At 57.7% G+C, this 24818-nt stretch carries 23 protein-coding genes and 1 pseudogene; 11 read left to right on the top strand and 13 right to left on the bottom strand.

Annotated features, from left to right (window positions below):
• A complete protein-coding gene (locus tag ABJO75_RS07525) occupies nucleotides 1-555 on the top strand; it encodes a sarcosine oxidase, gamma subunit (protein ID WP_348125820.1) in 555 nt (184 codons plus the stop codon).
• Here ABJO75_RS07525 and ABJO75_RS07520 read toward each other — a convergent pair.
• A complete protein-coding gene (locus ABJO75_RS07520) occupies nucleotides 552-1556 on the bottom strand; it encodes a GlxA family transcriptional regulator (RefSeq protein ID WP_348125751.1) in 1005 nt (334 codons plus the stop codon). The two genes, ABJO75_RS07525 and ABJO75_RS07520, sit on opposite strands and share 4 nt — an antisense overlap.
• Nucleotides 1557-1673: 117 nt before the next feature.
• On the opposite strand from ABJO75_RS07520, the gene ABJO75_RS07515 reads away from it, so the two are divergent.
• Nucleotides 1674-2303: an XRE family transcriptional regulator gene (locus tag ABJO75_RS07515; RefSeq protein ID WP_348125749.1), complete on the top strand. Its 630-nt coding sequence runs from the start codon at nucleotides 1674-1676 to the stop codon at nucleotides 2301-2303.
• 2 nt (nucleotides 2304-2305) lie between these two features.
• On the opposite strand, the gene ABJO75_RS07510 is transcribed toward ABJO75_RS07515, so the two are convergent.
• The 4 genes from ABJO75_RS07510 to ABJO75_RS07495 form a co-directional block, all read right to left on the bottom strand.
• Nucleotides 2306-3373 carry a DUF3445 domain-containing protein gene (locus ABJO75_RS07510; RefSeq protein WP_348125746.1) on the bottom strand — a complete coding sequence of 356 codons (1068 nt, stop codon included), beginning with the start codon at nucleotides 3371-3373 and terminating at the stop codon, nucleotides 2306-2308.
• Between the two features lie 8 nt (nucleotides 3374-3381).
• Nucleotides 3382-4347, bottom strand: a complete 966-nt coding sequence (locus ABJO75_RS07505) for a PDR/VanB family oxidoreductase (protein ID WP_348125743.1) — start codon at nucleotides 4345-4347, stop codon at nucleotides 3382-3384.
• Entirely contained in the window at nucleotides 4344-4970 is a 627-nt protein-coding gene (dmmA, locus tag ABJO75_RS07500; protein WP_348125741.1) for a dimethylamine monooxygenase subunit DmmA, read from the bottom strand. The genes ABJO75_RS07505 and dmmA overlap by 4 nt, the downstream gene beginning before the upstream one ends.
• Nucleotides 4971-5033: 63 nt before the next feature.
• On the bottom strand, nucleotides 5034-6170 hold the full coding sequence (locus tag ABJO75_RS07495; protein WP_348125739.1) for an aminomethyltransferase family protein: 1137 nt from the start codon (nucleotides 6168-6170) through the stop codon (nucleotides 5034-5036).
• Nucleotides 6171-6447: 277 nt separating this feature from the next.
• Between ABJO75_RS07495 and ABJO75_RS07490 the strand changes: the two genes are divergently transcribed.
• The 6 genes from ABJO75_RS07490 (at nucleotide 6448) to glnT (ending at nucleotide 12514) form a co-directional block, all read left to right on the top strand.
• Nucleotides 6448-7806, top strand: a complete 1359-nt coding sequence (locus ABJO75_RS07490) for an ammonium transporter (RefSeq protein WP_348125819.1) — start codon at nucleotides 6448-6450, stop codon at nucleotides 7804-7806.
• A 14-nt stretch (nucleotides 7807-7820) separates the two neighbouring features.
• The gene (locus ABJO75_RS07485; protein WP_348125737.1) at nucleotides 7821-8036 is read left to right on the top strand and encodes a hypothetical protein; all 216 of its coding nucleotides are present in this window, start codon (nucleotides 7821-7823) and stop codon (nucleotides 8034-8036) included.
• Nucleotides 8037-8181: 145 nt separating this feature from the next.
• Complete coding sequence (locus ABJO75_RS07480; RefSeq protein WP_348125736.1) at nucleotides 8182-9078, top strand: glutamine amidotransferase family protein; 897 nt, start codon at nucleotides 8182-8184, stop codon at nucleotides 9076-9078.
• A 1-nt stretch (nucleotide 9079) separates the two neighbouring features.
• The gene (locus tag ABJO75_RS07475) at nucleotides 9080-9763 is read left to right on the top strand and encodes a GXGXG domain-containing protein (RefSeq protein ID WP_348125732.1); all 684 of its coding nucleotides are present in this window, start codon (nucleotides 9080-9082) and stop codon (nucleotides 9761-9763) included.
• Nucleotides 9764-9773: 10 nt separating this feature from the next.
• The gene (locus ABJO75_RS07470) at nucleotides 9774-11114 is read left to right on the top strand and encodes an FMN-binding glutamate synthase family protein (protein ID WP_348125731.1); all 1341 of its coding nucleotides are present in this window, start codon (nucleotides 9774-9776) and stop codon (nucleotides 11112-11114) included.
• A gap of 68 nt (nucleotides 11115-11182) precedes the next feature.
• Nucleotides 11183-12514, top strand: a complete 1332-nt coding sequence (glnT, locus tag ABJO75_RS07465) for a type III glutamate--ammonia ligase (protein ID WP_348125729.1) — start codon at nucleotides 11183-11185, stop codon at nucleotides 12512-12514.
• Nucleotides 12515-12588: 74 nt separating this feature from the next.
• On the opposite strand, the gene ABJO75_RS07460 is transcribed toward glnT, so the two are convergent.
• Genes ABJO75_RS07460 through ABJO75_RS07430 form a run of 7 tightly spaced genes read right to left on the bottom strand, consistent with a single transcriptional unit; the run spans nucleotide 12589 to nucleotide 21357 of the window.
• Nucleotides 12589-13017: a group II truncated hemoglobin gene (locus tag ABJO75_RS07460; protein ID WP_348125727.1), complete on the bottom strand. Its 429-nt coding sequence runs from the start codon at nucleotides 13015-13017 to the stop codon at nucleotides 12589-12591.
• Nucleotides 13018-13053: 36 nt separating this feature from the next.
• The gene (gene glyA / locus ABJO75_RS07455) at nucleotides 13054-14349 is read right to left on the bottom strand and encodes a serine hydroxymethyltransferase (RefSeq protein ID WP_348125817.1); all 1296 of its coding nucleotides are present in this window, start codon (nucleotides 14347-14349) and stop codon (nucleotides 13054-13056) included.
• Nucleotides 14350-14374: 25 nt separating this feature from the next.
• Entirely contained in the window at nucleotides 14375-17029 is a 2655-nt protein-coding gene (locus ABJO75_RS07450) for a phosphoenolpyruvate carboxylase (RefSeq protein WP_348125725.1), read from the bottom strand.
• Nucleotides 17026-17997, bottom strand: a complete 972-nt coding sequence (locus ABJO75_RS07445; protein ID WP_348125723.1) for a D-glycerate dehydrogenase — start codon at nucleotides 17995-17997, stop codon at nucleotides 17026-17028. The genes ABJO75_RS07450 and ABJO75_RS07445 overlap by 4 nt, the downstream gene beginning before the upstream one ends.
• 12 nt (nucleotides 17998-18009) lie before the next feature.
• The gene (gene sucD / locus ABJO75_RS07440; protein ID WP_348125721.1) at nucleotides 18010-18891 is read right to left on the bottom strand and encodes a succinate--CoA ligase subunit alpha; all 882 of its coding nucleotides are present in this window, start codon (nucleotides 18889-18891) and stop codon (nucleotides 18010-18012) included.
• Nucleotides 18891-20087, bottom strand: a complete 1197-nt coding sequence (locus tag ABJO75_RS07435) for a malate--CoA ligase subunit beta (RefSeq protein WP_348125719.1) — start codon at nucleotides 20085-20087, stop codon at nucleotides 18891-18893. Before ABJO75_RS07435 ends, sucD begins: the two co-directional genes overlap by 1 nt.
• Nucleotides 20088-20112: 25 nt before the next feature.
• Nucleotides 20113-21357: an aminotransferase gene (locus ABJO75_RS07430; protein WP_348125717.1), complete on the bottom strand. Its 1245-nt coding sequence runs from the start codon at nucleotides 21355-21357 to the stop codon at nucleotides 20113-20115.
• Between the two features lie 232 nt (nucleotides 21358-21589).
• Between ABJO75_RS07430 and ABJO75_RS07425 the strand changes: the two genes are divergently transcribed.
• Nucleotides 21590-22207, top strand: a complete 618-nt coding sequence (locus tag ABJO75_RS07425; RefSeq protein ID WP_348125815.1) for a response regulator transcription factor — start codon at nucleotides 21590-21592, stop codon at nucleotides 22205-22207.
• Nucleotides 22208-22315: 108 nt separating this feature from the next.
• On the top strand, nucleotides 22316-23293 hold the full coding sequence (locus ABJO75_RS07420; RefSeq protein WP_348125715.1) for a CoA ester lyase: 978 nt from the start codon (nucleotides 22316-22318) through the stop codon (nucleotides 23291-23293).
• A 179-nt stretch (nucleotides 23294-23472) separates the two neighbouring features.
• On the opposite strand, the gene ABJO75_RS07415 is transcribed toward ABJO75_RS07420, so the two are convergent.
• On the bottom strand, nucleotides 23473-24165 hold the full coding sequence (locus ABJO75_RS07415) for a hypothetical protein (RefSeq protein ID WP_348125713.1): 693 nt from the start codon (nucleotides 24163-24165) through the stop codon (nucleotides 23473-23475).
• 470 nt (nucleotides 24166-24635) lie between these two features.
• On the opposite strand from ABJO75_RS07415, the pseudogene ABJO75_RS07410 reads away from it, so the two are divergent.
• Nucleotides 24636-24818: pseudogene (locus ABJO75_RS07410) on the top strand (NADH-quinone oxidoreductase subunit F); the annotation flags it as partial.

The following is a 24818-nucleotide window of genomic DNA, read 5'->3' as shown; positions in this document are numbered from 1 at the left end:
ATGATAGCACTCACAGCGCTTGGCGGTACATCCGCGCAGATCGACACCTTTGACGGGTTGGTGATTTCGGAATGCCCGGATTGGGCGCTGGCGTCCTTGGCCGGGCGCCTCGGGCAAGAGGTGGACAGCGGCAAGGCTGCTCAGGCTATACTCGGCGCTGCATTGCCCGATGTCGGGAAATGTACCGATGCCACACCGTACTATGTCTTCTGGACGGGTCCCGACCAGTGGATGATCGAGGCCCCGCATCACAGCCACGAAGACTTGGCGGCACAGATAAAAGAAGCCGTTCAAGCCGCTGGCTCGGTCACAGAACAGACCGATGGCTGGGTGCGCTTTGATCTGGTTGGCCCGCGCTGCCACGATACGCTGGAATTGCTTTGCAACGCTGATACGCGGAGCATGGCAGCGAACACAACCACCCGTAACCGAATGGAGCATCTTGGCTGTTTCCTGATCTGTCGCGCCGATGAGCATTTCAGTGTGTTAGGCCCACGATCCTCTGCGGGCAGCCTGCATCACACCCTGATCACAGCCGCCCGCAGCGCAATCTAGGACGGGATCGACCGGTTCTTTTCGACGCGGAACAGGTTGATCTTCTGTCGATCCTGCTGTGGCGTCATACCAAACGCCTCGCGATAGCGTTGCACCATTGGCGCCGTGGTCGCATAGCCCACGGCCAGCGCGATGCTGGATATACTGTCGTTTGAATAAAGAACAAGCTGACGCGCTGCGTTCATCCGCAAGTTTCGATAATAGTGTGACGGGCTCTGACCCGTCGCCGCCTTGAACTTGCGTTCAAGCTGGCGTGGCGAAAGGCCGACGATCTGTGCAACGTCATCAACGTTGACGGTGTCTTCGATATGATCGGTGAACACCTGCACCGCATGCTTCACCGCTGGCGGCAACATGTCTGACGTGCTTTCACGGCGCACGGTCGGCACCTTCTGGCGTACCCCTTGCCCGCGGACCAGCGGATGCTGAAACCAACAGGCAACTTCGGTCATGACATCCTCGCCGAGTCTTTCGTCGATGAGGCCAAGCATCAGATCAAAAACGGCAGATGCCCCCGATGCGGTCAGCCGGTTGCGATCCACGATGATCACGTCGCTTTCGATGCGGTGGTCCGGAAATTCTGCGGCGAATGCGGCCTCGTAACACCAGTGGACACTGCAGGTGTATCCATCCAACAGACCTGAACGCGCGAGCGGAAAAACCCCTCCGCTGACACCGCCGATGCGAACACCATGGCGGCTGAGATTGCGCAACTGGCCGTTGGAAGGCTTTGGCGTGTCAAACACCGCGCGAGGCCCTGACAGCAGAAACAGATAGTCCAACCCCGTTGCATCGCCAAGCATCAGGTCCGGATCGAACCCGACAGCCGCGCTCGACTCCACCCGGGCGCCGGATTCCGAGATCAACTTCCAGGCAAACGCCGGAACCCCTGATATTTCGTTGGCTGCGCGCAGGGGTTCGATGGCCGACGTCAGGCAGGACATCGGAAATCCGGGGAAGATCAAGAACCCCAAAGTGATTGTGTTATTACTGTCATTCACTACAATCTTCCTGACAGGAATAGCAGGTGTTGATCAAGCAAATTTCATGCACTGGAAATTCGCTTGTCAGAAACTTAGGAGGTATTGGGTAGAGTGAGCAAGAAATCGGACGCAATCATGACTGCAAAAGCCTTGTCCCAGGACCCGCACCGCGTAACAGAAGAGCGGGAAAAAGTTCTCGAAGTGGCGATCGGCCGCGAAGTGCGGGCGTTTCGCAAGCAACAGAACATGACTGTGGCAGACCTTGCAAAGGCGACGGGTCTGTCCATCGGAATGCTCTCCAAGATCGAGAACGGCAATACCTCGCCATCGCTGACCACCTTGCAGACACTTTCCCACGTTCTGAGCGTACCGCTGACCGCCTTTTTACGCCGCTTCGAAGAAAAGCGCGGCGCGGTTCATACCCAGTCGGGTCGTGGTGTCGAAATGGAGCGCGAAGGCACGCGTGCTGGCCATCAATACCAATTGCTGGGTCACATCGGATCGAACGCCAGCGGTGTCGTTGTTGAACCCTACCTGATCACGCTGACTGAAGCGTCCGATGTGTTTCCCACGTTCCAACACGAAGGGATCGAGACGATCTATATGCTTGAGGGAGAGCTTGGCTATCGCCACGGGAGCGAAGTTTACACTCTGAAACCCGGTGATACGCTGTTTTTTGATGCCGATGCGCCGCATGGGCCGGAAATCCTCGGTGAACTTCCAGCCCGCTACCTTTCGATAATCTCTTACCCGCAAGCCAACTGAGGCTAGGCTTTCAAAGGCGGTTCGCTGTCCAAATCCGGCCAGATGCCGTCGGACGTGGGCAAGCCATCGTCAAACTTGGCCAAGTAGTCGAGGATCATCGGGCGGTTGTCGATGAAGCCTTTGTAGGTCGCTAGCTCTTCCGGCAAATCCCGGATCACGCGATGCAGGCGGCGACCCCATTTCGGAACGGTCGTGAGGTCCTGCAAAGCGATCAGGTAGCAACGGATCGGAAACACCAGCGCGTTTGAGCGTGGCAGCCGGAAGAACGTTTGTAGTTCCACCCGCAGATGCTGTTTTTCGCCAACATTCTCTGGTGTCAGCGTCGTCTTCTGGATGCCCCATTTGTGATAGTTTTCAGGGCTGGTATCCAAGAGCGGGTTGACCGTCATCGTCCAGTTCAGCCGTCGCGCGGGCATCCCTTGTTGAATGTTCAACAGGAATTTCAGCGCGCGCACAAAAATACCCATCTCGTGCGCTTTGGGCACCGGCGCGTGCCATTCAAAAAAGTTCATGCCGATGTCGAAATCCAGCGACCAATCGGCCTGGGTCGTCACCATGCCGGCATCCATCCACAGGTTGTCGTCGCGCTGATCCAACACCGCAAAGTCACCCTGCGTCTGGCGGGTGATGTATTCCATCGGCCCATAGGGAAGCGTCGCCTCGTCCATAAAGACAAAGCTGTCGTCGATGCCCATCGGCTTGTTGATCCAGCGCCAGTTGTTGCCGTCACGGTGCAGCTCAAAGAGATCCGGATAGTCTTCGGATTTGCTGACCATGATCAGTTCCAGCAGGTCCCAGCCTGCCAACGTCATATGCGGGAGGGACTGGCAGCGCAGCGGGTCTTCGGCCAGCACCAGCGCGCGGTCTTTCATCTCGGCCAGGTAGTGCTCGTCGACATCAAAACGCTTTTCATAGATCGAACCCTTGGGTCCGCCCTGGTGCTGCTCCATGTTGACCGAATACATATAGCTGTCTTCGTGAAACGGGAACGGAAAGCGTTTGATCGCCCAATCCGAGTTGCGGAACGTATAATCGTTGCGAAAGGTTTCGTCATTGAACTGAATGGTCATTGTGAATCCTACCTGTCCAGTACCAGTGTCTTGCCTTCAAACCGGCTGACACATGGCATGATTTTCTTGCCGCTGGCCTGTTGATCGTCGTCCAGCCAGTGATCGTAGTGCAGGAACTTGCCGTCGTACCCGATCACGTCGGTTTCGCACTGACCACAAGCGCCGCCGCGGCAAAGGTAAGGCGCATCGACACCGGCCGCCTCGATCGCTTCCAGCAGGCTTTGATGTTCGCCGACCTGAACCACTTTGTTACTGACCGCCAGCTTGACCTCGAACGGTTTACCGGACTGCGGTGCGAGGAATTCCTCGTAATGCACCGCCTCGCGCGGCCATCCCAGATCGGCGGCCTTGCCACGCACCCAATTGATCATTCCTTTTGGACCGCAGACATAGATATGCGTTCCGAGCGGCTGACCATCCAGAAGGTGTTCAAGATCAATCGTCTGCTTTTTGTCGTCATAGAAGATATGAACGTTATTGGGATGTTTTGACGTCAACTCGTCAACATAGGATCCCAATGCTTCGGTCCGGCAGGCATAGTGCAGCTCAAACCGGCCATTCATCACATCCAGTTGCTTAATCTGCGCGAGAAACGGCGTGATGCCGATCCCGCCTGCAATCATCAGGTGTTTCTTGGCCCGCAGATCGAGCGAGAACAGGTTGACCGGATAGCTGATGGTCATAGCATCGCCGGGCTTGACCCGTTCGTGCATGAACAACGACCCGCCCCGCCCCTCATCGTCGCGGCGGACCGAGATGGTATAGGCCGTTTGATCCATCGGATCGGACATCAGAGAATAGGGATTCAGCCGTTGGGTATCGCCATCCTGCATTTCCACGACGGTATGCGCGCCGCCGGAAAAGGTCGGCAGGGGTCCACCATCGCTGCGCTCGAAACGAAACCGTTTCACAAGGTCATTGACCGGCACGACATCGGTGACTGTCACGGCGATCTTGTTGGTTCCGGCACTCATGAATACAACCTCACCGGTTCGGGGACGTTTCCGGGGTCTTCTGCATCAATGCAAACCCCCTGATAGGCGGCGAGCCGACGGGAATAGTGGTCGCGCACAAACAGGTTCAGCCCGCAATGCGAGCAGACGAACGGGTCCGTGATGACGTCTTCGGTGATGCCCTTACAGTGGACGCATTGCATGCGCCGCGCGACTGAACCGCGATGTTCTGTCTGGATGGCGGTGTGCGGGATACCGGCGTCGGTGGCCTCGCACATCACCTGCCCCATCAATCCCTCGGTGCCTGCTAGATAGACCTGTAGCCCCATATGCGCATCGCTAAGCATACGGCGCAAACGTGGCACTGCCGCCTCATAGCTGGGGCCGACATAGAGATGCAGGGCACCAAGCTTTGACAGCTGGTCGACATAGGTCTCGCCGGTGTCTCTGGGGATATAGACGATTTCAGCCGTACTCATCAGACTGGCATCGGCACGCGCCAGATCAAGCAGCGCCTCGGCGCCCTCGGCGTCCGCGATCATAAGGTGTGACTTCCCAGCGCGTGGCTCGAGCGTGCCCCAGACCGGGCGGCTCTTGATGGCTTCGGGAAACTGGAATTTCGACATGCGCCTATCGGTCTCCATAGCTTCACTGGTTTGAGTGTTCGATTAGCTTCGGGCGCGGCATTGACGCCGCGCCCGATCCGCTCAGCCCTTGGCTGTACGGCGTTTCTTGTCCGGATCGTGGAACGGCATTGAATGAGCAACACATTTGATTTCGCCGCCAGAATTCTTGACGCTCATCTGCGTGCCGTCCACCGCACAATCCACGGGCATCCGGGCGATACCGACGTTCCACTCATTCAATGGGGAATACATTCCGATGGTGACAACACCGACCTGTTTGCCATCTTTCATCAATGGCGCTCCTTCTTCGGCAGGCTCTTCACCTTCCAGCTTTACGCCGTAGATTTTGAAACGTTCCTTGCCCTTCAGACGATAGTGCTCTTCCGCGCCACGGAAACCGGTCTTGCCGGGCGATACGGTAAAGTCCAACCCCAGTTCCCAGAGCGTATCGCCGCCCTTTTCGTCCTCGAACGGGTACATTTCCGAGTTGTCATAGGGGAAAAACAACAGATAGCTTTCCGCGCGCAACAGGTCGAGCGTGGTAAACCGTGTCGGGATGATGCCCTTGGGCGCACCCTTTTCGACCAGTGTGTCCCAGATATGCGGTGCATCTTGGCCACGGCAGAAGATCTCGTATCCGCGTTCGCCAGTGTATCCGGTGCGCGAGATCGTAACTGGCTTGTCAAACAAGGTCGTGTGCTGGTGGCTGAAGTAGACTTGGTCACGGATGCCGGGAACGCCCTGCTCTTCCAGAAAATCGACCGCTTTGGGACCCTGCAGCGAGATGTCGTGCAGATTGTCGTCAAAGCGCACATCGACGTCACGGCCCGTTGCTGCCATGGTCAACTGCTCATGTCCGCCGCCGGTGCCATGCACGACCATCCAGGAATTCGGCCCCATGCGATAGATCACACAATCGTCGATGAACTTGCCTTCGTCGTTCAACATGGTCGCGTATGACGACCGGCCGGGTTTGATCTTTTCAGGATTGCGGGTGGTGGCGCGGTCAATCACATGCTCGGCATGCGGCCCGACGAGGTGCACCTTGTGCAGCCCGGAAACATCCATGAACCCCGCATTGGTGCGGATCGCCATGTATTCTTCGGTCTGATCCTTGTCGTAGGTCCAGGCCGTACCCATTCCGCCCCAATCCTCTAGCGCAGACCCCAAAGCGCGATGCCGGTCCGCCAGAGTCGAGAATCTCCAGGATGCGGTCATTTCATTCTCCCCATGTCGTCGGGATCATGCATGTGATCCCTAATTGTTTCATCGTTCCAAGGCGTTGTTGAAACTTGAACGCCCGGTGGCATTGCAAAATTCTTAGCCGGTTTTCTCCTCGAATCTGAGAAGATTTCTTGCTGGCCCTGCCATCAAAAAACGTGGGCAGCGACGCTTTCAGTTGACATCGCTCAATAAAAAAATGCAAGAGTTAATGAAAAAAAGTTTACTGACAGGCAATATTTGCTGCCAATATTTCAAGAGGGAGATGAAAAAAGTGGATGGCAACCTAAACGCACTTACGACTGTGTTCACCGAGTTTTATTACTGGGTGACCGTGGTCTTCATGTTTTTGATCCATGTGGGCTTTTGCATGTACGAAGTCGGCGCCAGCCGGAACCGTAATCACATGCACACGTTGATGAAAAACATCATGATCATTCCGCTGGTCACGGTTACATTCTTTCTGTTCGGATGGTGGATTTACTGGGCCTTTCCGGATTTTCCTTTCTTTGGCGGGCTGAACCACGAAATGGCCGACGCCAATCTGCCATGGTCGCAAAACATGGCCACAAACCTCGACGACCGAATCACCGGCGTGTTCTGGGCGGCCTTCCTGCTGTTCTCTTGGACCGCGGCCTCGATCGTGTCCGGCGCTGTGATTGAACGCATCCGTTCCAGCGCTCTGTGGGTTCACGCCGTACTGATCGGATCGGTCTTCTGGATCATCGACGCAGCGTGGGGCTGGCACTATGCCGGATGGATGGTCAAATACCTTGGCTACCACGACGCTTATGCATCCGGTGTGATCCATGCCGTAGCGGGTGGCTACGCGCTGGGCGTGATCATGGTGTTGGGCCCGCGTCTGGGTAAATTCGCCAAGGACGGCACGCCGCGCGATATTCCACCGCACAATCCGTGGATGCTGACCATCGGGATCTTCCTGATCTATACCGGGTTCTGGGGCTTTTATGCGGCATGCAACGTGCCGATTATCGCCCCCGAAGTCATTGATGGTCAGATCGTCGGAACCACCTGGACGGCAACCAATATCTACCTCGCGCCGACCACACTTTCCGCGATCACGTTCAATTTCCTGATGTCCCTGTCAGGTGGCCTCATGGCAGCGTATCTGGTCAGCAAAGGCGACGCATTCTGGACCTTCTCGGGCGGGCTTGCCGGGGTGATCACCGCTTCGGCAGGCAACGACCTCTATCACCCGATCCAAGCCATGCTGATCGGTGCCGTCGGGGTTGTGATTGTCTACAACCTGCATTTCTGGGTCGAGAAGCGGTTCAAGCTGGACGATGCAGTCGGAGCCGTCGCCGTGCACGGATATTCCGGCGTTGTCGGTCTGATCATCGCGGGTTTCGTTCTTTGGGGCGCGCCTTCGTCCCCATACGAGGGCTATGCCACCGTCAACCCGTTGGGTCAGACATTGGGCGCTGTGATCATGTTCTTCGTTCTCGGGTTTCTGCCAGCCTTTCTGGTCAGCAAACTCCAGGCTGGAATGGGCGTCCTGCGCATCCCGCGTGAAGTGGAACTCCAAGGCCTCGATTACGCCGAGCACCACGCCTACGAAGACGCCAAAGAGGCGATCATCGAAGCCGACAAAGCCATTCTGGCGCAACACTGAGAGGAGAATCTGACATGTCTACTATCGGTTACAAAGACTGGGCCGTCGATCTGGCCGACGTGAGTGCGATCTATCCCTTTCAGGGCTCTGAAGTTCTGCTGACCGTCCTGTGTATTGCGTTCTGGATTGGATGGCACCGTATTCAGTTCAAACGTGAGTCCGAACATTTGGAAAAGGCACGCAGGGTGGGCGACAAGGAAAAGGTTACACGCGCGCTCGAACGATACTGACCTAACCAGACTGACAAGACAAATGGGGCGCCGACCTTGTTCGGCGCCCTCCACTTTCCTAAAAGGTAAAAAAGTTTCTTATCAGTTGATGCGCCTGAATTTCGGTGCTACCGTCTGACAGAAGCTAATTGAAAGGGTCGGCGCCATGTGCGGAATCGTTGGACTATTCATCAAAGACAAATCGCTTGAGCCACAGCTCGGCGCTCTGTTGACCGACATGCTTGTCACCATGACAGATCGGGGGCCAGACAGCGCAGGTATCGCGATTTATGGTAGCGAGAGCAAAGAAGCAGCAAAGCTGACAGTGCAGTCCGATGCGCCGGACGCCGATTTCGCTACGCTTGGCGAAGATCTGTCCAAGGTGATCGATGCGCCTGTGGCGGTTGTGGTGAAAGACACCCATGCCGTACTTGAAATCCCCGCCGACAAGATCGCCGAGGCCCGTCAGGCGCTGCCGGAGCTGCGTCCGGGGGTGAAATTCATGAGCACCGGCGAGACCATGGAGATCTACAAGGAAGTCGGTCTTCCCAAAGATGTCGCGGCCCGGTTCAACCTGTCCCAGATGAGCGGCAGCCATGGCATCGGCCATACGCGCATGGCGACCGAATCCGCCGTGACGACATTGGGCGCACACCCGTTTTCGACCGGCCTTGATCAGTGCCTCGTGCACAACGGATCGCTGTCGAACCACAACAGCCTGCGCCGCAAGCTGCGCCGCGAGGGTATTCACATCGAAACCCAGAACGACACCGAAGTCGGCGCCGCCTATCTGACGTGGAAAATGCAGACCGGCAGCACGCTGGGCGAAGCATTGGAAAGCAGCCTCGAAGATCTCGACGGTTTCTTTACCTTTGTCGTCGGCACCAAGGATGGGTTTGGCGTTGTCCGTGACCCGATCGCCTGCAAGCCCGCCGTTATGGCCGAAACCGATCAATATGTAGCCTTTGGCAGCGAATACCGTGCGTTGGTCAATTTGCCGGGCATCGACACCGCCCGTGTCTGGGAGCCCGAGCCCGCAACCGTTTACTTCTGGAACCACTGACATGCAGACATTTGATTTGGAGTCCCAAGGGCTGCGCGCCCTCAACGAAGCCCTGCACGCGCAGGCCGAAAACACGAACCAGACCGTTTGGGAAGTGGTCAACGCCCGCGGCAGCCACGCCATCGCGGTTGGCCTTGACGCCCCTATCGAAGTCAACGTCATGGGGTCGACCGGATATTACTGCGCTGGCATGAACAGCCAGGCCACGATCAAGGTGCACGGCTCTGCCGGACCGGGTGTGGCCGAGAACATGATGTCCGGCACAGTGATCATCGAAGGCGACGCCAGCCAATACGCCGGCGCGACCGGCCACGGCGGTTTGCTGGTGATCAAAGGGAACGCTAGTTCGCGCTGTGGCATCTCGATGAAGGGCATCGACATCGTCGTGCACGGCAACATCGGCCATATGTCCGCGTTCATGGCGCAATCCGGCAATCTGGTTGTCTGCGGCGATGCCGGCGACGCACTGGGTGACTCGCTGTACGAAGCGCGGCTGTTCGTGCGCGGTTCAGTGAAGAGCCTTGGTGCCGACTGCATCGAAAAAGAGATGCGCCCCGAGCATATCGAAATCCTGCGCGATCTGCTTGAGCGTGCCGGAGCAGATGCCAAGCCAGAAGAATTCAAACGCTACGGTTCAGCTCGCCAGCTTTACAATTTCGATGTCGACAACGCTGCGGCGTATTGAGGAGATGGACATGAAAGATCAGACAGAGCCCGCCATTCCCCGGACAGAGCCGATCCAATCCGCGACGTTTACCAATCCGATCAATGCCGAGATCCGGCGTGCCGCTGCGACAGGCATCTATGACATTCGTGGCGGTGGCGCAAAACGCCGGGTGCCGCACTTTGATGATCTCTTGTTCCTCGGTGCATCGATCTCACGCTATCCGCTCGAAGGCTATCGCGAGAAATGCGATACCCGCGTCACGCTTGGCACCCGTTTTGCCAAGAACCCGATCGAACTGGACATTCCAGTGACCATTGCGGGGATGAGCTTTGGCGCCCTGTCCGGCCCTGCAAAAGAGGCGTTGGGCCGTGGTGCTTCTGCCGCCGGTACGTCAACCACAACTGGCGACGGTGGGATGACACCCGAGGAACGTGGCCATTCGAACAAGCTGGTCTATCAATACCTCCCCTCGCGCTACGGGATGAACCCTGCCGATCTGCGCAAGGCGGACGCCATTGAAATCGTTGTCGGTCAGGGTGCAAAACCCGGCGGTGGCGGTATGCTGCTGGGCCAAAAAATCAGCGACCGCGTCGCGATGATGCGCAACCTTCCCAAGGGCATCGACCAACGCTCTGCCTGCCGTCACCCAGACTGGACCGGACCCGACGATCTGGAAATCAAGATCCTCGAAATCCGCGAGATCACGGGCTGGAAGGTTCCGATCTATATCAAGATCGGCGGCACCCGTCCTTATTATGACACCACGCTGGCAGTGAAAGCCGGGGCTGATGTTGTCGTTCTGGACGGAATGCAAGGCGGCACCGCGGCGACGCAGGATGTCTTTATCGAGCACGTCGGCCTGCCGACACTCGCCTGCATTCGTCCCGCCGTTCAGGCGCTGCAGGACATGGGCATGCACCGCGAAGTGCAGTTGATCGTATCAGGCGGCATCCGCACCGGTGCCGACGTCGCCAAGGCCATCGCACTTGGTGCAGACGCTGTCGCCATCGGGACTGCCGCACTGGTCGCCCTTGGAGACAACGACCCGAAATGGGAAGGCGAATACCAAAAGCTAGGCACCACCACCGGTGCCTATGACGACTGGCACGAAGGCCGCGATCCGGCGGGTATCACCACACAGGATCCTGACCTGATGGCGCGCTTTGACCCGGTCGAAGGCGGTCGACGACTTAAGAACTATCTCAAGGTTCTGACCCTTGAAGCGCAGACGATTGCACGGGCTTGCGGGCACAACCACCTGCACAACCTCGAACCAGAAGACCTCTGTGCACTGACTATGGAAGCCGCCGCAATGGCCAAGGTGCCGCTCGCCGGTACCGACTGGTACCCCGGCAAATCCGGCTTCTGAAACGGACACCAAGGCGCAGCCAACAGGCTGCGCCACTTTTAATTATAACAGGGAAAGGAAGACGAACCGTGACGATAGATCTGGCCGCCTTCGCAGAACAGAACAACATCAAGTACTTCATGATCTCCTTCACAGATCTCTTCGGTGGCCAGCGTGCCAAGCTGGTGCCCGCACAAGCCATCGCCGACATGCAAGAGGATGGCGCGGGCTTTGCTGGCTTTGCGACCTATCTCGACATGACCCCGGCACATCCCGACATGCTGGCCGTTCCCGATCCTGAATCGGTCATTCAACTGCCCTGGAAACCCGAAGTTGCCTGGGTCGCCGCCAACTGCGTGATGGAAGGCGAGGACGTTGCTCAGGCCCCGCGCAACGTGCTGCGGCGACTGATTGCCGAAGCCGCCGAAGAAGGCATGCACGTCAAGACCGGAATTGAAGCCGAATTCTTTCTGCTGACACCTGACGGATCGCAGATCAGCGACGAATTCGATACCGCTGCCAAGCCCTGCTATGACCAGCAGGCCGTCATGCGCCGCTATGACGTGGTACGCGAAATCTGTGACTACATGCTGAAGATGGGCTGGGGCCCCTATCAGAACGATCACGAGGACGCGAACGGCCAGTTCGAAATGAACTGGGATTTCGACGATGTTCTGAAAACCGCTGACAAGCACAGCTTCTTCAAGTTCATGGCCAAGTCGGTTGCCGAGAAACACGGCTTTCGCGCGACCTTTATGCCCAAGCCGATCGAAGGCCTGACAGGCAACGGGTGCCACGCGCATATCTCGGTGTGGGACGCGCCGGGCAGCGAGTCAAAGATCAACGTCTTTGCCGGCGCCAAGGGCGATAGCCAAACTGCCGAACTGGGCCTGTCTGAGCAAGGTGCGCATTTCCTCGGCGGCATCATGAAACACGCCAGCGCGCTCGCCGCGATCACCAACCCCACGGTGAACAGCTACAAGCGGATCAACGCGCCGCGCACCATGTCCGGTGCAACATGGGCACCCAACACAGTCACTTGGACAGGCAACAACCGCACCCACATGGTGCGTGTTCCCGGACCCGGCCGGTTCGAATTGCGCCTGCCCGACGGCGCGGTGAACCCCTACCTGTTGCAAGCAGTGATTATCGCCGCCGGCCTCAGCGGTGTGCGGTCCAAGGCAGACCCCGGCAAGCGTCACGACATCGACATGTATGCCGAGGGCCACAAGGTGCGCGGCGCGCCGAAACTGCCGCTCAATATGCTGGATGCCCTGCGGTTCTACGACCGTGACAAGGAACTGAAGGCAGCAATGGGTGAAGAGTTTTCCGCCGCCTTCCTCAAGATGAAGCGTGAAGAATGGAATTCCTTCGTGTCTCACTTTTCGCAATGGGAACAGATGCACACACTCGACATCTGAACGCACTCCAGAAATCAAAAAAGGCCGCTGCCGGAGTTTCCGGTGGCGGCCTTTCCACGTTTTGGATCAGGGTTTCAGGAAGCGTCCGGTGACGCCGACGGGACCCCCCAAGGCTCCAGATCGTTCACCAACATCAGACAAAGCCGGCGGAACACAGCGCGCAGCTTGTCAATCTCGGGACCGTTCAGTTGGTTCATCGCCAATGCCCGATCCATGCAGGTCAACCAGTCTTCGGCATCCTGGGTTGCAATCGGCACATGCGCATGGATCAGCTTGATATCCATATGTCCGTGCTTTTCCATGTAATGCCGCCGCCCGCCCATGAACCCGGACAGAAAGTCGAACAACTCCAGCCGCGCTAGGGGAATACCGTGGCCCCGGGCGTGCAGAATCCGCAAGGATTGCCCCTCGGGGATGGTCTCCATCAGGTCGTAGAAGTCATTCACCAGCTTGCGAAGGGCGGTTTCACCGCCGATCTGGTCGATCACTGTTGCTTTTGTCACGGCATTGCTCGTCTTGGTCGCCCGGAGCCTCGCAGATCAGAGATCGGCGTACAATGGAAACCGTGAACAAAGCTCTGCAACTTTGTCCTTCACGCTGGATTCGATCTCACCGTTGCCATCATCCCCATTGGCCGCCAACCCGTCGACGATTTCGACGATCATATCACCGATCGCTCGAAACTCGGTCTCCGCGAAGCCGCGCGTCGTTCCGGCAGGGGTTCCCAGCCGGATGCCCGAGGTTACAGTCGGTTTTTCCGGATCAAACGGGATGCCATTCTTGTTGCAGGTGATGTTCGCCCGGCCCAGCGCCTTTTCGGTGGAGTTGCCTTTGACGCCCTTGGGCCGAAGATCGACCAGCATCACATGCGTGTCGGTACCACCGGTCACGATATCAAGCCCGCCTTTCATCAGTTGATCCGCTAGGGCAACCGCATTGGCCCGAACCTGCTTTTGATAGGTCTTGAACTCGGGTCGCAAGGCCTCGCCGAATGCAACAGCCTTGGCCACAATCACATGCATCAGAGGACCACCCTGAATGCCCGGAAAAATTGCTGAATTGACCTTTTTGGCAATCGTCTCGTCGTTGGTCAGGATCATGCCGCCGCGCGGCCCGCGCAGGGTTTTGTGGGTGGTGGTGGTCGCGACATGCGCGTGCGGGAACGGCGACGGGTGTTCACCCGCAGCAACCAGCCCGGCGAAATGCGCCATATCCACCATCAACAGCGCACCAACGCTGTCGGCAATCTCGCGAAACTTGGCAAAGTCGATCTGACGTGGGATGGCCGAACCACCTGCGATGATCAGCTTGGGTTTGTGTTCGCTCGCAAGCGCCTGCACCTGCTCATAATCGATCCGGTTGTCTTCTTTGCGCACGCCATACTGCACGGCGTTGAACCATTTGCCCGACTGGTTTGGCGCGGCCCCATGCGTCAGGTGCCCACCACTGGCAAGGTTCATCCCAAGGATCGCATCACCCGGAGCGATCAACGCCTGAAAGGCCCCTTGGTTTGCCTGGCTGCCGGAATTTGGCTGAACATTGGCAAACTGGCAGCCAAACAACGCCTTCGCACGATCGATCGCAAGCGTCTCGGCCACATCGACCCACTCGCAGCCACCATAATAACGTCGCCCCGGATACCCTTCGGCGTATTTATTGGTCAGGACACTGCCTTGCGCCTCAAGAACCGCCCGACTGACAATGTTTTCGCTGGCGATCAGCTCGATCTCGTCTCGCTGGCGGCCCAGCTCGCCTGTGATCGTGACAAACAGTTCGGGGTCACTGGCCGTCAAGGATTGCGTGAAAAAGCCATTGGGTTTTTGCGGGGCATTCATAAGTGTCATCTCCTGAAAAGTGGGATTACCCTGTCCAGCCGAGGCCGGTCGCGATGCAGTTCATCGATTGCAACAACGGGGTGGAATCCATGTCTTGCGACGATTGACGTGTGCGGGACAGCAAGCTGACCTGAAGCTCGTGTATGCGGTCAAGTTCGCCACGAACGCGTCCGAACCGGGTGCACATGTTGGGAAAGCGGGCGCCGATTTCCGGTGTTCCTGTCAGGGAGCGAAGCTCGATGCAACTCTGATCATACGAGCGCCGTATACTGTCAAAAATCGTGTTGCGCACCGTCGCATCTGGAACCAGCGATGCATAACGCGCGCCGATATCCATATCCGCATGATACAGCGATTTCTCGACCTCATCGACGATCAGCTGGAACAGACGAGAATGTCTGAGCATCTCTGCCAGAAGCCTGTCACCCTCTGACCCGCGCACCCGCCTGAACGAGGCCACCGCCGTGCCAAAACCGTACCACCCGGTAATCAGGTGTCGGTTTTGCGACCACGCGAATACCCAGGGGATCGCCCGAAGATCGTCCAGCGTCTGCGCGCCGGACCGACGCGCTGGCCGCGATCCCATTTTCAGCATCGCCAGTTCTTCGACCGGGCTGGCCTGTTGGAAATAGTCGATGAAACCGGGTTTGCGCAAAAGAGTGCAATAGGCGGTCTGCGACATCCCAGAAAGCGCCTCAAGCGCATCATTGAACTCGGGCCGCGTCAGTTGTGGCCTCGTATCCAGCGACTGCGTCAGAACCGATGAGGCGAGCAATTCCAGATTGTGCAGCGCGGTTCCCCGATTGGCGAATTTCGACGATACCACTTCGCCCTGCTCGGTCGTGCGCAGTCGGCCATTGATCGTGTTTCGGGGCTGTGCGGCAATGGCGCGTTCGGTGGGCGCACCACCGCGGCTGACCGACCCACCGCGCCCGTGAAAGAACTCGGGTCGCACACCATGGGCTTCAAGCGCACGCGAAATGTTGCGTTGCGCCTTTTCCAGCTCCCAGGTAGAGCACATGAACCCGCCGTCCTTATTGCTGTCGGAATAGCCCAGCATGACCTCGACCAAATTGCCATCGGCCTTGAGGCTGCGGCGCGCCAACGGCACCGCAAGCAGATCATTCAGTATCTGCGGAGCCGCGCGCAGGTCGTCGATGGTTTCAAACAATGGTACCACACGCAAATCCAGCTTTTCCGCGCCAAAACCTGCGTATCTGGCGAGCAGAAACACTCCCAGCAGATCATCACAGGATCGCGTCATGGACAGGATGAATGGCCCAAGCGCGTGCCGATCCGCTCCAAGGCGCGTCTGTTTCATAAGATCCAACAGAGACAGCAGTTCTTGGGTTTCATCCGCAAGCTGGGTCCGCTCGATCCACGGCAAATCTGCGCTGCCCAATTCGCGGCGCAAGCGCGCTGACCAGTCGCTTGTTCCATAGTCCAGCGCGGCACCGGTACGCTGCCAGATATCGGCAAGGGCCTTGGTCGTGAAAGACGAATTTTGCCGAATATCCAGGGTAAACGTACGAAACCCGAACACTTCGGCCCGCCAGCGGATAGGGCGGATCAGGCGCGAGGCCAGTCGATCCGCATGGACCGACGCAAATGCAGCCTCGACCCGGCGCAGATCAGACACGAAATCGGCGACTTGAAGGTAGGCACCTTCCCCAGCCTGATCGCGCGTGGCGACAATGCGAGCGCCGATGGCGCTGATCGCTTGGCGAAAAATCTCGCCGGGGTTGGCGTGGCGCGGCGCGACATCGGGACCAGCCCCCTTGATCACCGCCTGCAGTCCTTTGAGGGCAGGCAATGGAATATCCACAATCGCTACGCTGATGCTGGACTGGCTGGCGGCGTTCGACAGGTCGGTCTGGTACTTTTCCAGAATGGTGGCGCGAGATCTGGCAAGCGCCCTCTTGGTGATATCCACCGTCACATTCGGATTGCCATCGCGGTCGCCACCGATCCAGGAATGAAAGCGCACGCAGGGCCGAGTTTCAGGAAACCCTTCATAGCGTTCCGAAACCGCCCTCTGAAACCGGTCATAAAACTGGGGCACCGCATCAAACAGGCTGTCACGAAAGAACTGCAGCCCCCATTCGATTTCGTCAACCGGTGTAGGTCGTTCCAGCCGCAATTCTCCGGTCAACCACAAAAGGTCAATTTCACTCTCTATATCGGCCATGACGTCGGCGCGTTCGCGCGGCGTCCAACGCTGGGTTTCCAGTTTGACGAGCGAACGATAGATGCGGCGGTGAATTTCGAGCACGGTGACCCGCTTGGCCTCGGTCGGATGGGCCGTAATGGTCGGACCAACCGAAAGCGTGTGCGCAGCGCGAGAGAAATCATCTGCCGAGGTATCAGGGAATTGCGCCAGGGCACGGGCAAAACTACCCTCGACGGCATCCGGGCCTTCCTGCGTCTCAACAAGACGCCGGGTGCGCATATCGGCATTCTCTTCGGCGATCTTCAAGAGATGAAACCAGATGTTCAACGCTTGAAGAAACGGCACCGGATTGGTGTCATGCCCAATTGGACCCTGACCGTTTTCCAGCGCGGGCAGAACATGCGGCGCGCGATGCGCAATCACATTGCGCCACAGCTCATACAGGTCTGCCCGCAATCCATCGGCATACCCGGGCGCGGACTTTATGGTGACCGCTTCGGCCCCGATCAATTGACTCTGTCGCGCGGGGCGCGGCCCTCGAAAAAGTCACGAAGGTTATCAATCACACGGAAACCCATCGCCTCGCGCGCTTCGCGCGTTGCACTGCCCAGATGGGGCAACATCACGAGGTTGTCGCAGTCGCGTAGCACAGGGTTGATACGAGGTTCGCCATCGAAAACATCCAACGCCGCACCGCCGATAGTTTCAAACCAAAGCGCCTGACTCAGCGCCAGTTCATCGATCACCTCGCCCCGCGCCGTGTTAATCAGAAAGGCGTCGGGGCGCATGAGGTTCAGCCGCGACGCGTTGATCAGATTGCGGTTTTCCGGACCACCGGGACAATGCAGCGACACAAAATCACAAAGCGGCATCAAATCGTCAATGCTGTCCACCTGGGTTGCACCACATTCTGCCAGAACCTCGGGCGCAACCTTGCTGCGGTTCTGTACGATGATTTTCATGCCGAACCCATGATGTGCACGACGTGCCATTTGCTGGCCGATACGGCCATAGCCAATAATGCCAAGCGTCTTGCCGGACACTTTGGTTCCAACCAGATGGGTCGGCCGCCAGCCGGTCCATTGGCCTTCGCGGACCTCACGTTCGCCTTCGCCGGCGCGGCGCGCCACCATCAAAAGGAGCGTCATCGCCAGATCGGCGGTGCATTCGCTGAGAACATCCGGCGTGTTCGTCACACAGATGCCGTGATCGGAAACCCGCGCCATATCGATATGGCTGAACCCAACGCCATAATTCGCGAGTATCTTGGTCTGTGGCCGCGCAAGCTCCAGCGCCGGAGCGCCGATCTTGTCGGTCACGGTTGGCAGCACCGCGTCATAAGATGCAAGGGCCGCCTTGAAATCCTCTGGCGTCATCGGAACGTCGGACGTATTCAGAACCGCATCGAAATGTTGGCTAAGCTGGGCTTCGACCGCCGCTGGCCAGCGGCGCGTTACCAGAACCTTAGGTTTTGTCATCTGACATCCCTCCTATTGCATGACACGCGCGATGGTTTCGCCAATCACCGCCGGATTTTCCGCGACCGTCACGCCAGCGGCGGTCAATATCTCGACCTTTTCGCTGGCGCTTTCGCCAAAGGCCGAAATGATCGCGCCGGCATGGCCCATCGTGCGGCCTTTGGGTGCGGTCAGACCGGCGACATAGGCGACCACGGGTTTGCTGATATGATCGCGAATGTACTCGGCCGCCTCGGCCTCTTGCGGACCACCGATTTCCCCGATCAGACAAATCAGATCAGTGTCGTCGTCGCTTTCGAAATGTTCTAGAATATCGCGAAAGGACGAGCCATTGATCGGATCACCGCCAATGCCGACGCTGGTCGAAATGCCGATGCCGCGCTCTTTCAGCTGCGCCGCCGCCTCGTAGCCCAGCGTGCCCGACCGTCCGACAATGCCAACATTCCCCTGCAAATAGATATGTCCCGGCATGATCCCCAGCAGCGCCTTGCCGGGGCTGATAGTTCCGGCGCAGTTCGGTCCGGTCAGCACCATCCGCCGCTCTTTCGGGTAACGGTACATGTACCGCTTGACGCGGATCATGTCCTGCGCAGGGATGCCATCAGTGATGCAAACGCAATACCGGATGCCCGCATCAGCGGCTTCCATGATACTGTCCGCAGCAAACGGAGGTGGCACAAAGACCAGCGTCGCCTCGGCCCCGGTTTCGGCAACCGCATCCTTGACAGTATCAAAGACCGGCAAGCCTTCGACGGTCTCGCCACCTTTGCCGGGGACAACACCGCCGACGACATTGGTGCCGTATTCGATCATGTCCTTGGTGTGGAACCGGGCCATCTTGCCCGTAATGCCCTGCACGATAACCTTGGTGTCGCGGTCCAGAAAAATGCTCATCAGCTTGCCCTCACCTTGGTCGCTTGGTTGAGATCGCTTTGCCATGCGCCCACGGCGCGTTCGGCGGCCTCGTTCAATGTTGTTGCGCGGATCAGTGGCAGACCGCTTTGCGCCAGAATTTTCTGACCCTCGGCGACGTTTGTTCCAGCCAGTCGGACGATAACGGGTACGTCGACCTGAACCTCGCGGAGCGCCTGCACGACACCTTCGGCAACCCAATCGCAACGGTTTATCCCGGCAAAGATGTTGACCAGAACCGCCTGCACATTCTTGTCCGACATCACCAGCCGGAACGCCTTGGCCACGCGCTCGGGTGTTGCACCGCCGCCGATATCCAGAAAGTTTGCAGGCTCGCCACCGGCCAGCTTGATCGTGTCCATCGTTGCCATCGCCAGACCGGCACCATTGACGATACAACCGATATTGCCATCCAGTCCGACATAGGACAGGCCGCGATCAGCCGCCCGGCTTTCACGCGGATCTTCCTGACTCTTGTCACGCAATTCGGAAATCTGCGGATGCCGGAACAGGGCATTGTCGTCAAAGGTCATCTTGGCATCCAACGCAAGGATGCGGTTATCACCTGTTATAACCAGCGGGTTTATTTCGACCATCGTGGCGTCGAGCTCGGTGAACGCGCGATAGCATCCTTGCAAGGTGCGCACGAGTTGCTGCACCATCGCGGCATCGATCCCGAGCTTGAACGCGATTTCGCGGCATTGAAACTCCTGCAAACCGACCGCGGGCTCGACGGTTGCGCGCACAATGCTCTCTGGGCGTTCGGCAGAGATATCTTCGATCTCCATGCCGCCCTCGGCACTGGCGACGATCATGATCCGTTGGCTGGAACGGTCGAGCACAAAGCCAAGGTAAATCTCTCGGTCGATCGGCACCGCCGCTTCGACGTAGACGCGATAAATCCCTTTGCCTTCGGGGCCGGTCTGATGCGTGACCAGTTTCTTGCCAAACATCTCATCGGTGCACTCTTGGATCTCGACATCGCTGTCGCAAACCTTGACGCCACCCGCCTTACCGCGGCCACCTGCGTGAACCTGCGCCTTGACCACCCAACGTTCGCCCCCCATTTCGCGGGCGCGATAGGCAGCCTGTTCCGGGCTATAAGCGAGCGCACCCTGTGGGATCGCGACGCCGAAATTGCTGAGAACTTCCTTGGCCTGGTATTCGTGGATATCCATTACTAAGCTCCTCCCAAAGCGTTGCCTATTCTGCGGCGATGGCCGTATCGAAATGTCGGTTGAGCTGGCTTTGGATCGCGATCAGATCGACCTCCGCTCCCATGTCCTGCATCGCCTTGGCAAAACGCGTAACGATCTCGGCGATTGCCTCTGATGTCAGCAAGTTCAGGATTCCGATGCGAACCTGCACCGGAGCCGAAAGCGTCGGCCAGATGCCAAACCCTTGCGCCCGGCACGCCTGCACCAGTTCCATCTCGCGCCCAGCAAGGGCCTCGGGCAAATTCAGCACGACCAGCGACGTCATGTTCGAGGTCACGGTGCAGCCCATCGCCGTTACTGCGTCGCGCAATGCCGCTTCGTGAAAGGCATAGTCCCGCGCCCGCTGCGGTACGCTGTGTTGCAGAGTGATCCGCAATGCCTCGTGAAAGGCGGCGACGGCATAGGGGCTGTGAGTGCGGTGATAGGTGCCCTTTTCAACATCCTGTCCATCGACGATGCCCCAGTGGCGCGCTTCGAGGACCGGGTTGTGCACAAAGGTACGACACCCGGTCCTGCGCAACTCGGCGATATAGCGATCAGTAAACGAAACCGGCGCATAGGTCAGAGGCAAACAACAGATGCCTTTTTGCGGGCACGACGCCCAGCCTGCGACCCCCGAGAAATCATCAATGCGGAAGTCCTCGACACCGAGGGAGGACACGGCGTCGACCAACCCCATGACTCCTTGGCGGTCGCAGGCATCCGAGAACCCCCGGATATCATTCACCCGGCCCGAGCCGGTTTCCCAATGCGCCATTGCGGCCCATTTGGGTTTGTGTTCGCTGAGGGCTGCCTCGACGATTTCGCCCGTCACCGATTGACCGTGCGGCACGTCGATGATCGTGACCGACGCAGGTTTTGGATCGAAGGGATCGGCACGCAGCTCTTCGGCGGTGGCGGCTTTCATCCGAACCGTCAGGCCATCAATGCCCGAGAAGGTGCCGTTGTTGAACACTACGACCGTATCGCCGGGCATCACCGCGCTGAACATCACGTCCAGACCGCTCCACCCCGTTCCGGCAACGCCAAAGGTGTAAACGTTGTCTGTGCCCATCACGTCGCGCAGCATTTGCTTGCATTCGACCATGCCGCGCAGAACATCCGGCTGCATGTGATCCGCAGTGCCCGCGCTGGCAAACCGTGCCAGAACACGGGGGTCGGTATTGCCGGGACCGGGGCCAGCGGCCAGAGTGTGGGGAATGTCCAGCGGCGCAAAGATTGTGTTGGTCATGGCTGCGAGTTCCTGTCGGTTATTTTTGCTTAATGTCAGGAAACACCCGCTCGACTTTTTCAACAACGTAAGATACTCCTGCTTTTGGGTATCTATTTGGGTGGGAAAATACCTATACTTTCAGGTAAGAATACCATTGTGTACCGAAATCTTACCTACCTAGATGGGTAGTATATTCAAGGAAACGCTTAAATTGCAAGCAGTTGACAAATCCGACGCTCCGATCTCTGTCATGCTCGCAGACAGCAATCCACTGGTTCTGTCGGCAATGTCCGAGTTCTTTGAACGCGACCCGCGATTCTCGCTTGTTGCGACGAGCGCCACCGCCGAAGGTTTTCTTGGCACGGTCATGCGGGTGCCAGTGCAGGTGGGGGTGATCGACTGGAAACTGCCCGTGCTGGGCGGCGCAAAGCTGATCGAGGTTTTGCGCGAACAGGAGCAGGCGCCGCGACTGGTGGTTTACGCCGACCAAGGCAGCGACGCACATCGGGCTGCCATGGCCGCGGGTGCCGCCGGATTTGTCGATCGCAGCGGTACGGTCACCGGATTGCTCGACACCTGCGCCGATGTAGCCGCGGGCAAAATGGTGTTCCCGTTTCTCGACGTGCGCGAGCTGCAAAAAGACCCGATCCACACGCTGTCGCGCCGCGAGCGCACCATGCTCGAAGCGCTCTCGACAGGGCTGACAAATCGCGAGCTTTCCAAGACCCTCGGCATCTCGACCAACACGGTGAAATTTCACCTCTCAAACCTCTACGAAAAGCTCTCAGTCAAGAATCGTGCCCAGGCCATCGCGTTTTTCTACTCCAATCGACTGCCTGGGCAGGGCACCGACGAGAGCGATAGCTGAGCTCCGATCTGCGCCAAAACCCGGCCCCAAATATTGATTGACAGGAAAGATTTTTTCATTCCTGCATAGGCCGCATTGGATGCAACCCCGAACAGGAGTCTTTTTCCCATGAGCTTTCACCCCATCGAGCAGGCCCCCGCTCGGCTCAATCGCAGCGAACTTGCCGTGCCCGGTAGTCAGCCGCAAATGTTTGAAAAAGCGGCAGAATCAGACGTTGATGTGATCTTTCTCGATCTTGAGGATGCGGTCGCACCGGATGAGAAACCGCAGGCGCGAAAGAACATCATCAAGGCCCTCAACGAGATCGACTGGGGCACCAAATCCATGTCGATTCGAATCAACGGACTGGACACCCACTACATGTATCGCGACGTGGTGGACATCGTGGAGCAGGCCGGAGAGCGGTTGGATCTGATCATGATTCCGAAGGTCGGGACCGCTGCGGACGTCTATGCCATCGACATGATGGTGACCCAGATTGAGGATGCAAAAGGCTTCAAAAAACGTATCGGATTCGAACACATTATCGAGACCGCTTTGGGCATGCAAAACGTCCATGAAATCGCCGCCGCATCCAAGCGAAACGAGAGCCTGCATTTCGGTGTCGCCGACTATGCCGCCAGCACCCGCGCGCGGACGACCGTTATCGGCGGCGTAAACGAAAATTATGCCGTGCTGACCGACCCCGATGCAGACGGAAATCGGGCCAACCATTGGGGTGACATGTGGCACTATGCAATCTCGCGCATGGTCGTCGCCGCGCGCGCCAACGGGTTGCGCCCGATTGACGGCCCATTCGGCGATTTCTCGGACCCCGAAGGCTACAAAGCGGCGGCCTACCGTGCGGCTGTGATCGGCTGCGAAGGCAAATGGGCGATCCACCCGAGCCAGATCGCATTGGCCAACGAAGTGATGAGCCCGTCCAAGGAAGAGGTCGACCGCGCCGAACGCATCCTCAAAGCGATGGCCGAGGCCGAAGCCGCCGGCAAGGGCGCGGTATCGCTTGATGGTCGCCTCATCGACTATGCATCGATCCGGCAGGCAGAAGTCTTGGTCGAAAAGGCGCGGCAAATCGCGATTGGCTGATGCTTAACGCGATGAATGCGCGGCTGAAACAGGGTTGGTGGCCACATTGGCCGCTGACACCTTTCTGAGTGAGCTTGTAGTGAGCCGAGACCCTCAGACCAGCATCAACCACAATTCGTCAAAGTTGGACTGATACAAACGCCATGCTTCACGGATATCAAAACACACAGCGCCGCATGTCAGCCGTCTTGTTCGACGCGACACAGGATTGGTGGACGGCTTTCGCTGATAGCCCAGCTCGGCAACACACCGGCGAGCAAAATCGCCAGATAGCCCATCATTTCCAACCATTCCTCCCAGAACACGTGCGACGAGCTTTCAAAAAGACCCTTTTCGAACGTATCACCCGACAATATCAATACGAACCCCAAGATGAGCCAATGGCCTCTTTTCCCGGCCCAAAATTGCTGGAACAGGTGCCGCAAACGAGTGTCTTTGCGCATCCAGAACGCGCCCACCCAGAGAAGACAAGCGACGAGCACCACAAGATGTCCGGCCTTCGCTATATCAACCGCTCTTTCGCTTACACCATAGACCTTCAACCACGAGATTTCTCGTCCCGCGCCGACAAAGCAAATATTGGCTACGAACACGCGAATCGACCAATGTGGCTCGGAAATGAAGATCGGCAACCAAAGCAATCCGCCCAACGTCAGCAGGAAAAGCTCCAGGGTTTCGATCAATCCATTTTCTTCAGGACCGATATTTGAGATCTGAAAACGCTGGGAAAGCGGCACCCCTAACAGAATGAAAAGCACCAGGAATGTGATCATCCCTAACCAAACTCGGTGGCTGGTCCGGCGGTTGAGAGAATCTAACATAATGTTCCAACCCGCCAAATTTGACGAAACTTTAGATAAAATTTTGCCCACGGCATCATTCCGATCCTCAGCCGAGACACCCGAAATCTGAGGGGCAAACGACAGAGAAAGGCATCATACGCATGCAACGAAAGGCTGCAAATCACGATTCCTTGGCACGATGCCAGCGTAAAGCAACGCGGCGTAGATGTAGATTTTTCGACACGGAGACTGCGCACACATTCGGCAGTGTTTTGGTGTGACGAGCGTCTTGGAGAGAAACCGTAATGGCAACGCACCTATGGACACAGCGTGCGTTCGGTTTTCGCCAAGGTGTTCTCCCAAAACGGCGTTTTTGCACCCCAAAATGACGGCTTGGGTCACGATGATTTCTGGGCGGTATCGTATCTGCGGAGATGATGGGCCGGTAAGGGCGTTTCCATTGCCACCCGAACATTTGTTCTTGAGATTTAGGTCAAGCAAGCGTTGACCAATAGGAAAATTAAATTCACAATAGGAATATTGTAAGCTTGGAGGGCGACATGGCTCTGGACGATACAAAAGGTGTCTGGAAATCTGGAAAGGGCAAGGGTCGTCGAACGCCGAAGGGTCGTCAGTATGAGGATGGTGCGCTTTCGGATGTGCGTGTTTTGCTGGGCGATGCGCCGGTTCGGCGGGATTTGCTGATCGAGTATCTGCACCTGATACAGGATGAATATGGTCAC

It is taken from the genome of Sedimentitalea sp. (assembly GCF_039973035.1).
In the GTDB taxonomy this organism is placed as follows: Bacteria; Pseudomonadota; Alphaproteobacteria; order Rhodobacterales; family Rhodobacteraceae; genus Sedimentitalea.
The sequence above is the reverse complement of the archived record's forward strand: the minus strand, read 5'-3'. Positions and strand labels throughout refer to the sequence as shown.

Bases quoted from the DNA above. Each gene is read 5' to 3' on its own strand.
- ABJO75_RS07470 (WP_348125731.1), top strand. From the start codon at position 9,774: ATGAAAGATCAGACAGAGCCCGCCATTCCCCGGACAGAGCCGATCCAA.
- ABJO75_RS07515 (WP_348125749.1), top strand. From the start codon at position 1,674: ATGACTGCAAAAGCCTTGTCCCAGGACCCGCACCGCGTAACAGAAGAG.
- ABJO75_RS07525 (WP_348125820.1), top strand. From the start codon at position 1: ATGATAGCACTCACAGCGCTTGGCGGTACATCCGCGCAGATCGACACC.
- glyA (WP_348125817.1), bottom strand. From the start codon at position 14,349: ATGAATGCCCCGCAAAAACCCAATGGCTTTTTCACGCAATCCTTGACG.
- ABJO75_RS07480 (WP_348125736.1), top strand. From the start codon at position 8,182: ATGTGCGGAATCGTTGGACTATTCATCAAAGACAAATCGCTTGAGCCA.
- ABJO75_RS07420 (WP_348125715.1), top strand. From the start codon at position 22,316: ATGAGCTTTCACCCCATCGAGCAGGCCCCCGCTCGGCTCAATCGCAGC.
- ABJO75_RS07425 (WP_348125815.1), top strand. From the start codon at position 21,590: ATGCTCGCAGACAGCAATCCACTGGTTCTGTCGGCAATGTCCGAGTTC.
- ABJO75_RS07510 (WP_348125746.1), bottom strand. From the start codon at position 3,373: ATGACCATTCAGTTCAATGACGAAACCTTTCGCAACGATTATACGTTC.
- ABJO75_RS07505 (WP_348125743.1), bottom strand. From the start codon at position 4,347: ATGAGTGCCGGAACCAACAAGATCGCCGTGACAGTCACCGATGTCGTG.
- dmmA (WP_348125741.1), bottom strand. From the start codon at position 4,970: ATGGAGACCGATAGGCGCATGTCGAAATTCCAGTTTCCCGAAGCCATC.
- ABJO75_RS07430 (WP_348125717.1), bottom strand. From the start codon at position 21,357: ATGACCAACACAATCTTTGCGCCGCTGGACATTCCCCACACTCTGGCC.
- ABJO75_RS07485 (WP_348125737.1), top strand. From the start codon at position 7,821: ATGTCTACTATCGGTTACAAAGACTGGGCCGTCGATCTGGCCGACGTG.
- ABJO75_RS07445 (WP_348125723.1), bottom strand. From the start codon at position 17,997: ATGACAAAACCTAAGGTTCTGGTAACGCGCCGCTGGCCAGCGGCGGTC.
- ABJO75_RS07435 (WP_348125719.1), bottom strand. From the start codon at position 20,087: ATGGATATCCACGAATACCAGGCCAAGGAAGTTCTCAGCAATTTCGGC.
- ABJO75_RS07495 (WP_348125739.1), bottom strand. From the start codon at position 6,170: ATGACCGCATCCTGGAGATTCTCGACTCTGGCGGACCGGCATCGCGCT.
- sucD (WP_348125721.1), bottom strand. From the start codon at position 18,891: ATGAGCATTTTTCTGGACCGCGACACCAAGGTTATCGTGCAGGGCATT.
- ABJO75_RS07475 (WP_348125732.1), top strand. From the start codon at position 9,080: ATGCAGACATTTGATTTGGAGTCCCAAGGGCTGCGCGCCCTCAACGAA.